The 15,278-nt window shown below is 62.3% G+C and carries 15 protein-coding genes and 1 pseudogene; 3 read left to right on the forward strand and 13 right to left on the reverse strand.

Annotation, left to right across the window (positions count from 1 at the left end; all coding sequences use genetic code 11):
- Window positions 1–13: 13 nt before the first annotated feature.
- From HZA32_18555 to HZA32_18590, 8 genes are all read right to left on the reverse strand, one after another.
- Entirely contained in the window at window positions 14–157 is a 144-nt protein-coding gene (locus HZA32_18555) for a hypothetical protein (protein MBI5426079.1), read from the reverse strand.
- Window positions 158–483: 326 nt separating this feature from the next.
- A complete protein-coding gene (locus HZA32_18560) occupies window positions 484–1,173 on the reverse strand; it encodes an ABC transporter ATP-binding protein (protein ID MBI5426080.1) in 690 nt (229 codons plus the stop codon).
- Between the two features lies 1 nt (window position 1,174).
- Complete coding sequence (locus HZA32_18565; protein MBI5426081.1) at window positions 1,175–2,422, reverse strand: ABC transporter permease; 1,248 nt, start codon at window positions 2,420–2,422, stop codon at window positions 1,175–1,177.
- 8 nt (window positions 2,423–2,430) lie between these two features.
- The gene (locus HZA32_18570) at window positions 2,431–3,570 is read right to left on the reverse strand and encodes an efflux RND transporter periplasmic adaptor subunit (GenBank protein ID MBI5426082.1); all 1,140 of its coding nucleotides are present in this window, start codon (window positions 3,568–3,570) and stop codon (window positions 2,431–2,433) included.
- The gene (locus HZA32_18575; GenBank protein MBI5426083.1) at window positions 3,560–4,954 is read right to left on the reverse strand and encodes a TolC family protein; all 1,395 of its coding nucleotides are present in this window, start codon (window positions 4,952–4,954) and stop codon (window positions 3,560–3,562) included. The genes HZA32_18570 and HZA32_18575 overlap by 11 nt, the downstream gene beginning before the upstream one ends.
- 55 nt (window positions 4,955–5,009) lie before the next feature.
- A complete protein-coding gene (locus tag HZA32_18580) occupies window positions 5,010–5,177 on the reverse strand; it encodes a hypothetical protein (GenBank protein MBI5426084.1) in 168 nt (55 codons plus the stop codon).
- On the reverse strand, window positions 5,174–6,205 hold the full coding sequence (locus HZA32_18585) for a hypothetical protein (protein MBI5426085.1): 1,032 nt from the start codon (window positions 6,203–6,205) through the stop codon (window positions 5,174–5,176). The genes HZA32_18580 and HZA32_18585 overlap by 4 nt, the downstream gene beginning before the upstream one ends.
- A gap of 176 nt (window positions 6,206–6,381) precedes the next feature.
- Window positions 6,382–7,575, reverse strand: coding sequence for an MBOAT family protein (locus HZA32_18590; GenBank protein MBI5426086.1), 1,194 nt, complete (start codon window positions 7,573–7,575; stop codon window positions 6,382–6,384).
- 118 nt (window positions 7,576–7,693) lie between these two features.
- Here HZA32_18590 and HZA32_18595 point away from each other — a divergent pair, with 118 nt between their 5' ends.
- The 3 genes from HZA32_18595 to HZA32_18605 all read left to right on the forward strand — a co-directional run bounded on the left by HZA32_18595 (window position 7,694) and on the right by HZA32_18605 (window position 10,533).
- Window positions 7,694–9,838, forward strand: a complete 2,145-nt coding sequence (locus HZA32_18595; protein MBI5426087.1) for a hypothetical protein — start codon at window positions 7,694–7,696, stop codon at window positions 9,836–9,838.
- A gap of 168 nt (window positions 9,839–10,006) precedes the next feature.
- Window positions 10,007–10,372 (forward strand): transposase, encoded by a 366-nt coding sequence (locus HZA32_18600; protein MBI5426088.1) that lies wholly within the window; start codon window positions 10,007–10,009, stop codon window positions 10,370–10,372.
- Window positions 10,327–10,533 (forward strand): transposase, encoded by a 207-nt coding sequence (locus HZA32_18605; protein MBI5426089.1) that lies wholly within the window; start codon window positions 10,327–10,329, stop codon window positions 10,531–10,533. Before HZA32_18600 ends, HZA32_18605 begins: the two co-directional genes overlap by 46 nt.
- Window positions 10,534–10,711: 178 nt before the next feature.
- Here HZA32_18605 and HZA32_18610 read toward each other — a convergent pair.
- The 5 genes and pseudogenes from HZA32_18610 to HZA32_18630 form a co-directional block, all read right to left on the reverse strand.
- Window positions 10,712–11,659 (reverse strand): annotated as a pseudogene (locus HZA32_18610) (IS481 family transposase).
- 65 nt (window positions 11,660–11,724) lie between these two features.
- On the reverse strand, window positions 11,725–12,021 hold the full coding sequence (locus HZA32_18615) for a hypothetical protein (protein ID MBI5426090.1): 297 nt from the start codon (window positions 12,019–12,021) through the stop codon (window positions 11,725–11,727).
- 354 nt (window positions 12,022–12,375) lie between these two features.
- Entirely contained in the window at window positions 12,376–13,653 is a 1,278-nt protein-coding gene (locus tag HZA32_18620) for an acyltransferase (protein ID MBI5426091.1), read from the reverse strand.
- Window positions 13,650–14,834, reverse strand: a complete 1,185-nt coding sequence (locus HZA32_18625) for a hypothetical protein (GenBank protein ID MBI5426092.1) — start codon at window positions 14,832–14,834, stop codon at window positions 13,650–13,652. The genes HZA32_18620 and HZA32_18625 overlap by 4 nt, the downstream gene beginning before the upstream one ends.
- Window positions 14,835–14,836: 2 nt before the next feature.
- Window positions 14,837–15,259, reverse strand: coding sequence for a hypothetical protein (locus HZA32_18630; GenBank protein ID MBI5426093.1), 423 nt, complete (start codon window positions 15,257–15,259; stop codon window positions 14,837–14,839).
- Window positions 15,260–15,278 lie beyond the last annotated feature (19 nt).

Raw genomic sequence — 15,278 nt, forward strand, 5'->3', positions numbered from 1 at the left:
AACGCGGGACGGTTTAGAAGCTGCCTTCCTGGCGGGGCACGGCGCGCTGCTCAGGGCGCAACGCGATGGCGGTCGGGACCGTGGGAGCGGCAGCGCGCGTCTCGGGCTTCGCGAGGACCTTGGGGAGAATGCCAATAGCGGCGATGAGGCCGCCCAACTTGGCAAAAAACGATTTGCGCGAACAGTTTGGGCTCACGGTGTGTGTGGTTCGTAAGCGGTGAGAAAAGGAAGGCCCTTCTGGGAAGTAAAACAAAATTTCCAAGGGCATTTTGCGCGGGGTGACTATTAGCGCGCGGGAAGAATCGAACCAATCGGACTAATCCGCGCGGCCCGCACCCGCGGGCCTGATTTTCCGAGGAGAAACCGGGACAACACCCTGTCTTTGGGACGCGAACGCGCGAGACCCAAGACTGGCCCGAGCGGCGGCAAACTTCGCCGTCATAAGCGTCGGCACGCCCTCTTCCCTGCCCCGTTCCGAACGATTCAGCGCACGAATTCGCCGTCGCGCATCGGCCGGATTTCATCGCAACGGTTCGCGATGTCCGGGTTGTGCGTGACGAGCACGACCGCCTGGCCGTTCTCCTTGGCGAGGCGCGTCAGAAGATCGAAGACCATGGCGGAGTTCTTCTGGTCCAAGTTGCCCGTCGGCTCGTCGGCCAGAATGATCGCGGGCTGATTCGCGAGCGCGCGGGCGATGGCGACGCGTTGTTGTTCGCCGCCCGAGAGCTGGGTGGCAAGACGGTGCGTCTTTTCGCCGAGACCGACGTCGCCGAGCAGCACTTTGGCGCGCGCGGCCATCTCGTCCTCCGAGAGCTTACCGAGCTTGCGCATCGGCATCATGACGTTCTCCAGCGCGGAGAACTCCTGCATCAGGAAGTGAAACTGAAAAACGAAACCGATGTGCTCGCCGCGCGCGGCGGTGCGCTCGAGATCGCCGCTGTTCGACATCAATTGCTCGCGGATCCAGATGGAGCCGTCGTCCGGTTTGTCGAGCAGGCCGAGGAGATAAAGCAGGGTCGACTTGCCGCAGCCCGACGGCCCGACGATCGCCGTGACGCGACCGGGATGCGCCTCGAAGGAGACGCCGCGCAGCACGTGCACGCGGCCATCGCCCTGGCCGAGGTAGCGGTGCAGGTTTTCGCAGCGGAGCGCGACTTGCGTTGCCGTGGCCATGCTACTGCGAGGTGCCGCGAATGATGTCGCCCGGCTCCAGACGCGCGGCGCGCCGGGCAGGAATGAGCGAGGCCACGAGCACCATCACGACGGCGGTAACGGTCGCCCAAACATAGTGCCAGATCGACCACGAGACGATGAATGTATCGGTCGCGAAAATCCCGCGGATGCGGATCGGCGTCTGCGAAACAGCGTAGGTAACGCCGGCACCAAGCGCGCAACCGAGGATCGTGCCGATGGCAAGCACGATGCCCGCCTGCCAAAGGAAAATGTGCGAGATGTCGTCACGCGTGTATCCCATCGAGCGAAGGATCGCGATCTCCTTGGTCTTCTCCATGACGATCATCGCAAGCGTGTTGAACATCGCCAGGCCGGCGATGAGCGTGAAGACGGAAACGGTGATGCCCGAGGAGATGCGGAGCGCGCGGAACACCTCGAGCCAAGTTTTTTCGCGTTGCTGCCAGCTCGCGGCGCTGTGGCGCAACACCTCTTCCATGTGGCGCGCGTCCTCAGGCGCGCGGTCCTTGTCGTAGACGTTGACCTGCAGGAAGGAGGCTCCGTTGGTCTTTTTCAGAATCGAGCGGGCTTCGATGAGCTGGAGATATACGCGCTCCTTGTCGATGTCACTGACGCCGGTTTCGTAGATCGCGGCCACGCGGTAACGGCGCGATTGACCGGCAGCCTCGATGATGAACGAGTCGTCGATTTCGAGCTGGAGACGATCGGCGAGGACCTTGCCCACGATCGCGCTGCTCGGCTGTTCACGGAACTTGGCGAGACTGCCGCGGACGATCTGCGACGCCATCTCGGAAACGTTGAGGTGATCCTCCAAGCGGATGCCGAAAACCTTCACCGTCTCATTCTTGAACGAGCTGCGGAGAATCGCCGATCCGGTGACGACTTCGGAGACGGCGGAGACATTCTTGAAATCCTTCAGCGCATCAATGAGCAGCTTCGGTTCCTCGATACCTTCGATGAACTTACGACCCTCCTTCTGTGCGATGACGAAATCGCCCGCGCCGCCACCACCTGCCTCCATCGTGCGAAGCGTGTCCTGAATCTTGTCGGAAATGCGGATCGCGCCGTTGGTGCCCAGGATCGTCTTGATGAAGAATTTTTCGAAGCCGCTCGTCGTAGCCTGTGTCACAACAAAGAGGCCAACGCCGAGGATGATGCACGCCAAGCTCATGAGCATGGCGCGCTTCTTCGCGGTGAGGAACCGCAGGGCGATACGGAAATTCGGCGACATGCCCGAGGTCAGGAGCTGGTAGTCGCGCGCTCTTCGAGCACGCGGACCCGGTCGCCCGCTTGGAAGCGGTCGAGATCTTCGACGATGACGAGATCGCCCTGCTTCAGGCCCTCGAGCACCTCGGCTTGGTTCAGGCCCACGAAACCGACCTTGACCGCGCGACGGGAGACCTTGCCGTCAACAACGACAAACACTTCGTTGCCGCGGAGGGCGCGGCGAGGAACGTTGGTCTTGGCATCGCGTTTGCCGATGATGATGCTGACTTCACCGGTGAGACCCGGAACGAGTTTTTCCGGCGGCAAATCTACCGACAGATGCACGAGGTAGCGCTGCGTCTCGGCGTCGGCGGTGGGCAGCACCTTGGCGACGGAGGCGCCGTAAAGTTGCAAACCATAACCCAGGAAACGCACGGAGGCCTGCTGGCCGACGCGGATGCCGGAGAAGTTTTCTTCGCTGATGCGCGCCTCGACGGTGCGGCTGGTGGATATGAGCTCAGCAATAGGCGCATTCGGGTCGATGAGGTCGCCCGCCCGAGCGAATACTTGTGCGATGACGCCGTCGAACGGCGCGCGCATGGTCATCTTGGTGAGTTGGCGGCGCTTGACGGCGAGGAGATTTTCCAAGGTATCGAGCTTCTGCTTGTTCTCTACGTCCTCGAGGGCGAGCTTTTGCTCGACCTGCTTCACGAGACGCTGGGCTTTTACCAAATCGCTGGAGGAGCGGCTGCCGAGCTGGACGAGGCGCTCGATGTTGGCGAGTTCGTCCTTCGCGTTGTCGAGTTCGATTTTCACCGCGGAGCCGACTTGCATGCGACGCCTTTGCGCGCTGAGGTCAGCTTCGATCTGCTGGATGGCGAGTTCGAGATCGCCCGGATCGATGGCGACGAGGAAATCCCCCTGCTTCATGCTCTTGCCCGGGTCGAGCTCGCTGCGGGTGACACGACCGGCAATCTCCGTCTTCACGAGCATGCGATACTCAGCCATCACGGTAACGCTGCCGGGCACGGCATCGATCGCCAGGCCGGGTTTCGCCGGAGCGACAACCGCAACTGGGCGGGAAAAATAGACAATGAGCCAAGCGCCCGCAGCGAGGACCAAGGCGACAAAGCCGAGGCGCAGCGCGAGCTTCGAGGAGGGCTTATTTGGCATTGAGGTAGCGGGCCGGGAGGATCTTTAGCGCGTTGTCGGATCCGGTGAGGGACAGGAACTCTGTCCACTTGTTCAGGAGATCGAGTCGCTGTTGCAGCGCGGAGAAATCACTGCTGAGGAAGTTGATGTTTGCGGCATCTACGTCTTTTTGGGTGTTGAGGCCGCGCTGTAGATTGTCGCGCGTGCGCTTGACGGCATCCTCGCTGAGTGCGCGGCGAGTATCGTAGAGCTGCACGGTGCGAGCGGAATAGCGAATCTGGCGCTCTAGATCACGGGCCTGATCGCTGTAAATCTGCCGCATCATCTCAAGCTGCCGCTCGGAGCTGCGCTTGCTGGAGAGTGCCGAGCGTTTCGCGCCGGTCGTGGCAAAACCATCGAAGATGCTCCAAACGGCCATGACGTTTAGGTTTCGCGATTCAACGCCAACTTGTGAAACCGCCGTCGCGGAGGCGTTGGTTTGGTTCGCCTGGGAAATGTTGGCGCTAACGCTGATCTTCGGGAAGAGGCGGAACTTCGCTACCTTGTAGTTCAAGTCCGCCTGTTTGATCTGCGCCTGAATGACCTGAAGCGGCAGCATGTCATCGATGCCGGCGGCAGTGAAGAGGTCCAGAACGGGAGTCGCGCGGTCGATGCTGTAGTAGTGCGGGTCGACCGGCATCGTTTCCGGAATGGACTCATCATCGATGACCGCCTGACCGGTAAAGCGGCTGAAAGCGCGCTTCGCGGCGAGTAGGTCGGACTCGGAGCGCTCAAGATTGATGCGCGCTTCGTCGACCGCCAGACGGGGTCCAATTATATCACCCGGTGAAATGCGGCCGGTGCGCAAACGCTCTTCGTCCACCGCGAGGTTCTCCTGGGACAAACGGAGCGACTCAGCGGCAAGCTTCAGGCCGGCCTTGCGCAAGATAAGGACGCCGTATTGTTGCCGGATGGTGACGGCGAGGAGGCGATAGGCTTCGGCGAAGTTCTTCTCGGCTATCTTCACGCCGATTCTGGCCGAATCAGTCTGCGCCTTGAGCGTGCCCCATTGGAAAAGCGGTTGGCTCACGCTAATGTTGTAGAAGAGACCATCGCTCCTGCTTTTCACATCGCGCACGTCGGATACCGCAGTGGTGTTAGTGCTGTAGTAATAAGAGGCGTCGAGGCGAGGCAGGAGCGAGCTGCGCGTCATGACGTAGGCCGCTTCGGCCTGATTGATATCGAGCGCGCGCAAGAGAACTTGCGGCGACTGGGCCATGGCCTTTTCGAGGATAGGCTTAAGCTGCGGGAAAACCTCCTCGGTGCGGTAGGCGCTAAAATTGTCGTCGGCGGCAAGCGTAACCCCAACGCTGAGGAATACGGCACACAGAGACAGGATCGAACGGGAAAGAGACCGATTTAGCATGCAAATACCAACACGAGCGCAATCGCCACTGGAAGCAACGCGAAACTCCTGCGCGTCAAAACGCAACGTAGATGAAGGGCTTGCTCGGCAGGCCGATGCGATAAAGCACATAGTGCAGCACCACGGCCAGCACTACCCCGAGCAGCGCGCTGCTCAACCACGCCGCAGCGGGCTGAACCGCCGAAGGGAGCTTGGCGAGAAGCCTGGACCACGCCTCGCTCATTGGGCGCCTGCCCTTCCATTTTCGTAACCGAGTTGTCGAGTCATCGTCATGATTTCAGCCGCCACAATCTTCGCCAGTTTCCGCCCACCCGCCGCGGTGAGATGCGTTCGATCGCCGAAGTCCTCGGGCGCGAAATCCGCACCGTAGTCGTTCGAGCGGTAGCCGAGCGCCCGCCACGCCGCGATGCCTTCGCGGTAGACGAATTCCTCGCGTTGACGCTCATCCGGTGTGAGTTGGCCGAGATAAAGGGGGCTGTTGCGGCTGAGCATGATCAGCGTGCGCGCCTTCAAATCGTCGGGGAATGCTGCCTTCGCTGCCGCGGCAAATTGCTCCCGCGAACCAATCCGCACCGCCCAATGTCCATCCGGATCGCGCTCCACGTGCGTAGCACTGAATCCGCGGACGATCTTCATCTCGGCCTCACGCCCCTCCGCTTTGAATCGCTCATGCAGAGGCATCAGTTCGAAATCGCCCTCCTCGTCCTTGAATTTTTTCCGCGCCCAAGTCGCCTGCGGGCGGTCCGGCGTGTGCGGATTCTGGATCGTGAAAAAATACCGGTAACCGACCCAATTCCACAGATCGTTGTAGCGGAAAGCTCGATCGAGCCAGTAACGACCCGTAAGATCAAATCGATCTCCCAACGACAAATCGTGAGCCATGAAGCCTTTCAGGCGCGCTTCCCGCGGGGCGAAGTCCTCGAGCAAACCCCGTGCCCGCGTCTGCCAGAACAGATAGCGATATGGTTCGATGCCGTAGGGCTCAGGCACGGCGAAAGGCGATGTGTTAGCCACATAGATCTGGCGCGGAAACTCGTGGCGCAGCGACTCGGCTACGTAGGCACCCCCATCCGTGCAGAGCGCGCCGCGCAATGCGAAGTTGATCACGCAATACCGTGGTCCGAGGAGGCGCTGCAGTTCTTCGGTCCAAATCTTGCCCACTGGCTGCCCCACGCCATGGAAGATAGAGTTGCCACCGACGATGACGAGAATCTGGTCGGGTTTGCAGCGCGCCCGCACGATCCCGCGCATTTCCTCGATCGTCGGGTAATAGTGGGCCTCCGGCGAGAGTCGCACGTGGAAGCGCGTGAAGTGACTATGGTAGCCACGCGCGGAAACCCAACGGGCCACCAGCGAACATGCCACCAATCCGACGGCGAGACCGACGAGAAAGCCGAATGGCCGAAACGAGTTCGAGGTTCGGTCGCTCATAGTCCGATCAGCAGGCGGAGCATCTTGAGCGCGTCCGCCACCGGATAGAAAAACACCAGCCAGCCAAGCCAAGCGTAGACCTGCGTGACCACGAGAGCGGCCATCGGTTCGCGATCAAACACCCGCGAGATCGCGGCACCCAGACCCGGGATTTGGCGATAGGTGGCGCACACCGCGAGGCCGACGCCGTGGTAGATTCCCCAAATCACGAAGTGCCACGCCGGCCCATGCCACAAGCCGCATAGACCGAACGCGATCAGGCCGTTCGCCACGCGCCGCACCACGCCATGTCGGCTGCCGCCGAGCGGAATATAGACATAGTCGCGAATCCAGCTGCTGAGCGAAATGTGCCAGCGTTGCCAGAAATCCTGCAAATTGCGCGCGAGGTAGGGCCAGTTGAAGTTCTCCGGCAGTTGAACCCCCAACAGCCTTGCGAAGCCGATCGCGATGTCGCTGTAGCCGGCGAAATCCATCAGGATGCGGAACGCTATCGCCGCCACGACGAGCCAGCGCGTGAAGATGCCCAGCGACTCAAACTGCGGCTGATAGATGTCGATCCAAGTGGTGAGATTGTCGGCGATGATCACCTTCTTGAAAAAGCCGACGCCGACGCGCCGCAGACCCTCGGCGAGATCGTCGACGCGGAACGTCTTGCTCCCCTCCTCCAGCGCCGGGAGGAATTGCGTGTAGCGCTTGATTGGACCAGCCACCAGCGAGGGGAAAAAGATCGAGAACAGCACGAACTTCAGCGGACTGCGGATCGGCTCTCCTCCCTTTTTCACCTCATAGAGGTAGTGGACGAACTCGAAGGCGAAAAAGCTCACCGCGAGGGGGGGCGCGCCGGGGATAACCGCGTGCGTGGCGTTGCGCAGGTGGAACGCCCACACCGGCTGCCACGGCTCCACCAGCGCGCCGATCAGAAACAACGTGTATTTGTAGAAGGCCAGTGCCGCCACGCAGATTGCGATGGCGGCCACGCACGCCCAGGTCTTTCGCGAGAGGCCGGCGAAATACGTGATCACCATCAACACGACAATCGGAGCCACGCCAGCCGGACCGGCAAAATGTGTGTGGAACACCGCGCATGCCACCGCCAGAAACCACAACCGCCATGCCGGACGCGGCAGCAGCCAATAGAGAGCCACCACGCCGATCGCGAAAGTGAGAAACCAGTAGGTGGTGAAAATCATGCGAGCGTCTGGGAACCAATCACCGCCACGCGCCCCCCCATCAAGCAATTTTCGCTCAAGGCAAAAGCCGCTTGGCATCGCGAGCTTCCGCGGGCTCCATGGGCGCAATGGTCCATCCATGAAATCTCTGCTTCCGTCTCCGTCGAATTCGGAGGCCAAACGATGGCTTTTTCTCGCGGCCATCGCCGCGTGGCTGCTGCACCCGTTCGCGACCGGCCGGATGATAGGCACTGGTGACGCGCTCTGGTATGCGCAGATGCTGGCGGATTTCGTGGCGCAAATCCAAGCGGGGCATTTTCCGGTGTTTGTTGGCCAAACAGAGTGGGCTTGGAACGGCGCGGTGTATCCGTTGCGCGTCGCCCCGCTCTACCAGCACGCGGGCGCATTGATCGATCTGTTGACCCTGCATCACTTGGGGGTTTTTGCGCTGCAACACGCCATCGTGATTGTCAGTGGGGTGCTTGGGATCGTCTCCGCCTACCTCTGTCTCCGCGCGATCGATCCCGCATCGCCGTGGCGTGCCGCCGGCCTCGCCACACTGTATTCCAGCTGCCCGGGAGTGCTCGGCACGATCTACACGCAAGATCTCTACATGACGTGGATGGTGCTCCCTTTCCTGCCCATCGCGCTGCTCGCCACCGTTCGCTCCTACGAAAAGGACGATACGCTCGCTCAGCTGCTGCTGGCGACGGGACTGGCCGGCGCCTGGCTGGCCCACGCCCCCATCGCCCTCTGGCTGACGCTTATCGTCGGCGCCTTCCAAATAGTCCGACTTGTCGGCCTCCATCGCACCCCCAGCTCCTGGCGCAGGGCGGGGATTGGTGCGGGAGCATTTCTGTTGCTGGGATCCTACCCGTTTATCTCCGTCGCAATGCTGAAAGCTCCTGGCTCCGCCGCGGTTGTCGTCGGCCGCCTGGCCGACGATCAGCGGATAACTCAGGCCATCCGCGAGGTCTTCCCTCGCGTGCTCCAACCGCTGAGTGAGGCGGCGCGAGCATTGAGCGATCTGCAACTCGGCTACGGTTGCTGGCTAGTCGCGGCCGTCGCCACGGCGCTATGCATCTGCTGGCCGGAGCGCACCGGTGAAGGTGCGCGCATCCGACTGCTCACCGCGCTCCTGCTCTGCGCCGGCGCGATGCTGCTCGTGCTGTTGCTCCCCGTGCCGATTCTCACCGAGTGGCTCTGGGCGCACGTCCCGGGACCGATCAAGCGAATCACGTTCTACTGGCCCATGCATCGATTCTACCTGCTGCTTGCGATGATGTTCACCGTTTCTATGCAGCTCGCCGTCCGAGGACTTGCCGCGCGCGGGCGGGCGCTCGTGCTCGCGCTCGTTGGGGTCGCGGTGGTGTGGAGTCTGTGGGAATCGCGGCAGCTCGTCCGCGCGGGAGGCGAGCGGACTGCTTCGCGTGCGATCAGCGAGCGCGCGCTGCGACCGGAAAACCGACTCTTGATGAATCACTCCTACGGCCTTTTCGCCGCGCTGCCCGAGTGTTTCACGAACGGTGTGGCGGATCCGCGAGCCGAGCTGCGGTTGCGCGACGCACGCAGCGGCGACACGCTTGAAGCGCGTGCTCCATCCGACGGCTTCATCGCCGCCACCGGGCACATCGACGCAAACCCCGGCATTCTGCGGCTCGACCAAGAGTTTACGCTAGAGCCGGGCTTTCGCTACGCACTCGATTTCCGGTTCGGTCCGCACGATTACACAGGCGTTCTGCAGCTCGCCGGCACGACTTTCTTCCGGGAATACCAGCTGCCGCACTCCGGCTCTCCGCGTGCCTTTGGCACTCTGCCGGGCAACTCGCCAACGCTGCCCCTTTGGACAACCGCGCGCGCGCCAGAGCGCATCGTGGTGCGTTTCATCCCCACTGGCGCCGATGCGAGACCTTCTACCTTCTGCCAATTTGGCGAATGGCGCCTGCGCAAGCTCGACCCGGCAGCCGAGCCTGTGGAAATATTATCGTTTTCCCCGTTGCGTGTCCGCGTGCGCGCTAGCGCCGACGCTATATTGGCGACGCCGCGAATGGCTTTGCTTGGCTACCAAGCGCGAGTGGACGCCATGCCGACCCCGGTTATCCCGGCGGCAGACGGCACGCTAAATATCCCCGTGCCGCAGGGCGAACATACGGTGGAATTGAGCTATCGGGCGCCTTTCGTCGTAAGCGCAGTTTACGGGGTCAGCTTGGTGAGCTGGCTCGCGCTGTTCGCAGCAGGGACCTGGGAATACCTGCGGCCACGCAACTTCGCGCCCCGAGGCTGAATCCCCTTTTCTGGCAATCCGCAAATTTGGTGGAATGAAGCGCCTTCAGCTGGTTGCTAAGGCAGGTCTTCAAAATGCAGTTTTGAGAAACGAGCGGTGCGGAAAGTGCTGACGAGGAGGCCATGATGCCGCGACGACTGGGTGAGGGCTGCTGGACGGCGTCAAAAAATGAACGCCGCGCTGACGGAAAATCGCGCAGTAGGCCTGATGGCGCAGCGCGGACGACCGCGGCACGACGACGGTCCTTATGTCGAAGTGATGCTCTGGATCGCGCGCACGGGTAGTCCGCGGCGCGACTTGCCGGAACGTCTTCCGAACGGGAGAAGCGTCTACACCAAGTGGCGTCGTTGGCTGCATTGTCGGCTCTGGCCGAGGATCCTTTCGTGGTTGACCAACGACCATGATGCGGAGTCCTACACGATCGATGCCAGCTACGTGCGAGTTCATGGCGACGGCGCACATGGACGAGGGGATGGGCGGCCCAAGCGATTGGACGTTCGAGAGGTGGACTCACCAGCAAGGTCCATCTGCTGACCGGTGCCCTGAGCTATCCCGTGCACTTCGCAATCACTGGCGGCGAGCGCAACGACATCACCCAAGCGCCTGCTTTGCTGCCGCCTGGCACCGGCGCCCAAGTGCTCGCGGATCGGGGCTACGACGCGAACTGGTGGCGCTTGCCGGCCATCAACCTTTGATTTCGGGCGGCCTCAATCGCTTGATCCCTCCACCCTGCGACGACCATCTCTACCGGGCGCGCCACTTGGTCGAAAACACCTTCGCCACGCTTAAACGCTCTCGCCGCATCGCTACCCGCTACGGGCACACCGCTGTCGCCTGCGTCCGCTTCTAGCTCAGTGACTTTGAAGGCGCGCCCTAGCTGTGAGTCGTCAGGGCGTTGTCCTCCAGATGGAGCCTGGAGACAGGGTGGTTGGCGTTGCAGGGAACGGTGCGGTCGGTGCCAGTTGTATCTTTGCAGCCACAGAGGCAGTGCCGCGGTGCGTTCGTTGGAGTTTTGATAGGATCAGGCGTAGGCCCACTCGCGCAAAGCGGAATGGATAAAGCGTTCGTCTTTGCCGTTGGCCTTGGGGTGTAGGGCTGCGTGAACAGATGCTTGAGGCCGAGCTGCGTGCAGGCCTTGCGGAAGGCGGAGGATCGGTAGCAGCTGCCGTTGTCGGTCATGATTCGCTGCACGGCGACGCCGAGCGCGTGGTAATGGGCGACGACGGACGCAAGGAACTCGATGGCGGTGTGTTTGCGCTCGTTCGGGGGCGGCGTGGCTGAAGCGGGAGTGGTCGTCGACGCGGATCTGTAGACATTCCCAGCCCGCCCCAGGGACCTGGGCGCGGCGATCGCCGGTGAGCCGATGGCTGGGCCGCTCGATGCGACCGAGCTTCTTGGTGTCTAAGTGGAGCAACTCTCCGGAGTGCTCCCGTTCGTAGCGAATGGCCGGAAGTGGTCGCGGACCTGGTCGATGGCCGCGCAGGATCCGGCTGAGCGCCGCTTCCGACAAGCCGGTGCGCTCGCTGATCTCGGCCTAGGTCAACTCCTGCTCCCGCCAACGCCAGGCTTCGCGGCGCGGGCCTTCGGCGATCCTTTCCGGCTGCTCGCCGGCCGCGAGGAGCGGTTCCGCAGCCGCGCCGCGCCGTCGGCCTCTAAGCGGTTCATCCACTTGCGCGCGGTCTTGGCACAGACGCTGAAGGCGGCAGCTGCCGCCTTCAGCGTCTGCTTCTCCACTAAACCCAAGCGCACGATGTCTTCTCGACTACGCAGGGTGGTCCGAGCATTGGCGTGCATGTCCTTCTGGCGCCTCCTGAGTTGCATGTCTCCTCTTCCAACCCATCTCTCTCTGCTCCGCACCCGAGGGGCAACCTCCTGAAAGTTCACAGCTAGTCGACGGCGTGGTTGTGCGCGGCGAGCTTCCGCACATCGTCGCCGCACACGACCACGCCGTCGGACAAACGGACCTCGATGCTTGCAGCGGCCGGCGTCGGCGGCATTTGCACCTGCACAAACCGCATCGCGCCTTGCCGCGGCGCCGCCACGCACAACTCTCCCTTCGCCGCCTTCTGCGCCCAGTGCGCAAACGTCGAGTAGCGCAGCTCCTCCCGCCTCGCGAACGCCATCTGGTTCAAGCCGCTTTCGCGATACGCCCGCACGTAATCGTCGCGCTGAGCCACAGACATCCGTCGCCGCCCACGCGAATCGCGCCCTCCCTCATCGACTACTTCCGCCACAATCGTTCCCATCCCGCCACCTTACCGACCTCACCTCGCTCCGAATGGGAGGACGCCGGGCGGGCGCTTGCACGCGTCTCCCGCGCATGAACAACCAAGACGACTTCGCGGCGCTGACCCCCGCTCGTTGGTATGTCTCGTAGTTGTGGCTACTACCACCCGTCAACGTGAACGCCCGGCGGACGCACAGGTGACAAACGCCGCAGCCGGCGGCCGCGTGATCTGGGCGAGGCAAAACGGCTCCATCGCCAGCTACATCGGCCAGCCCCCCTTGGACCTTGCGCAACTAAACCGCCAGCACACTCACGGGGTCCGCTCGCTGCGCCGCGCCAACCAAGTGAACGGCGCCACAAGCCAACGGGTCTCGCCAAGACGCTGCAAGACACTGCGACACCATGCGCGAGCGGGGTTCTCGATCTTTTCGAAAAGCACGCGCGCGGTGAGGATAATCAGCCCAATCGTGACAACCGCCCGCAGGGCGGCCAACGGCCCGCTCACCGCCTCGACGCGGAAGCGATTGTAGAATACAATATGGATTAGATAAATAGAGTAGCTAGCCTCGCCCGCCCATACGAAGGGGCGCCATGCGAATGCACGACCGAGGATTCCGTCCTGCAATCGAGCGCCGCCAAAGATCAGCACGGCCACCGCCGGCAAATACCCCACGGCGCGGTGATAGGCGAGTTCCCATTCCCAGCGCCACGTCATCGGCAACATGCTCAGAAGAATCAGCCCAGCGGCGGTGAACATCGCCGCCGTCGCGCCGATCCTTTCCGACCGGGTCGGGCCCCGCTCCACCAATCCCATGAACAGATGGGCCGCGAGCGCTCCGATGGTGAACTCCGCAAAGCGGAGGTAGGGCGACAGGAAGACGAACCAAAGCCAGAACGAATGAGTGGGATTGTAGGCGCTCCCCGCCTGCTCTCCGAAATGCGCGACACCCCACTGGTCCACCACTTCGCTGTGATTATGGAACCAGCACACGCCCAGCGACAGAATCGCCACGCCGACAAAAAGCTTCCCCACACGCATGCGCACCGACTCACTCGGACGCAACAGAGCGTGCAGGAGCGCAGGGTAAAACAGATACATCAGGAACTCCGTGCTGATCGACCACGTGATGCTCGCGTTCTGAAATGCATAGGCAAGGGACAAGGACGAATCCAAGCGCTGATAGAACCACGTTTGACTGAACGTGAGAAAAGCCGGCAGGGCCCGTAGATGAGCGTTCGCTGTGGCCGGATCGGCCCGCCAAATGTATTCCTCGGTCAGAAATTCGAACGCGATAAACACAAACAGTAGCGGATAGAGCCGCGCGATGCGCGCCGAAATGAAACCGTAAAGGCTGGACGCCGAGAACCGTTCGAGACTGGCGGAATAATTGTAGTGAATGATGAAGCCGCTCAATACGAAGAACAGATTCATGCCCAAAACACCGCACGCCGCGAGGCCTCCCGCCGTCCACGGGAAAACGCGCGCCGGGGCGATCCCCAGCAGCAGGTGGTTCAAGACGATGCAGCCGGCCGCGAAGAAACGCAGGCCGGTCAGCGAGGGAATGTCCGCGCGGGGAATCTTCTTCACGCATCCTCCTTTTCACTGCGGAGCGGACCGAGCCAGGACGGCGTGCTTCGCCACCACAGCTCCCACAAGCCGTAGCTGGTCACGACCACGAAGGCCGTGAGCATCGTGAGCCGGCCGGCAATGAACCACGCATCCCGCGACGACACGTCTAGAAGCGGCGGCAACGCGTAGGCGTTGAACCAGAACATGTGCGAGATCCAGAGGATGTATCCCGAAAGCGGCAGCTGGACCCAAGTCGTGCGCGTGATCGTCGACGCCCCTGCGGCCCACGCCAAAAGAACCAAGCCGCAAGCGAGACAATCGTATCGGAATGCCGGGGCGACGAGATTGGACGGCGCAACGGCCACCGCATACGACACCAAGCCGGTGGCCACCAACACGACGCCGGCTACCACCGCCCCCTTTCTGGCCGCCGGGCCGCCGGCGCGACAAACCTGCGCCAGCATCACCCCAATCAAAAATTCGAAAGCGCGGAAATACGGTGCGTAAAACGTCAGCCATTTGAGCGCGGAATAGACTGGCAAGGTCTCCGGCGACACGGCGCGAGCGCCGAAAATCTCGCCGGCCGCGGCGAGCACCGCCGGCTGGTGCATGGTCACCCACGAGAATGCCCCCCACTGCATTGCCGCGAGCGCGACTCCTGCCGCGATCGCCCCACCGCGGCCGAGAATCCGGGCCGAGGGAAAGACCAGCAGGTAGAGCAGATACAGGAAGAGCAGATCGCTCGCGAGCCAGGCGAGATTTGCAGCATCCCACGGAAACATCGTCGTAGCGTTGCCCATCGTGGCGAAAGTCCACGACTGCGTCAGAGTCGCGAAAGCAGGCAGCGCTATAGCGACGGACCCGGCGCGTGTCTCCACTGCCGTCGATCCGGCAAATAGATCCATCGCTACCACCAACATGACCGGCGGTCCCAGCACCCAGAGTCGGCGGGCGAGGAACATCGCCATTCGTCCCTTTGATCCCCAATCGAGCCAGGCGGCATATCGCCAGTGCAGGATGAAGCCGCTCGAGACAAAGAGAAAAGTGATGCCGGCGCGGGCCGGCTCGACATAGACAGCGGGCCCGAAAAGCGGGGACGGCAGATGCAACAGCGTCGACGAGAAATGATTGAGCATCACGGTCAACACCGCCGCATAACGCAGCCAATCCAAGGTTCGGAAGCGCAAGGCAGGTTCCACGGTCACCACGTCGCTGCCCCTGCGGTCCAGTAGCCGTAAGCCCAAGTCGTCCGCCGCGGATCGGCAAGCGATGGCGTGCGCGCCACTACGAGCGCGCAGTCCTCCGGGCCATGAGCGATGATTTTGTAGTCTTTGCCGTCGGAAGTGTAGAGATATTGCTGCGCAGATTCGTGGCTGCCGCGGGGATCCTCTGGCAAGCGGCTAAGATACTGCGGGACCAGCCCGGGAATCCAGGCGGGATTGTGTTTTCCGTCCGACCAAGCGGACACGAAGGAAGCCGCCGGGTAGGCTTGGTGGTCGCGGCGATAGGCCTCCAGCGCTTCGCGAATTCGGGCCAAATCACGCAAACGGATCTCCGCGAACGAGGCTGGCGCGCAAAGGCGCACCAACACGCCCAACGTAACAAGTATCAGCAGGGCAATCACACTGCGTCTTTCGCGACCC

Source organism: Opitutia bacterium (genome assembly GCA_016217545.1).
Lineage (GTDB): Bacteria > Verrucomicrobiota > Verrucomicrobiia > Opitutales > Opitutaceae > Didemnitutus.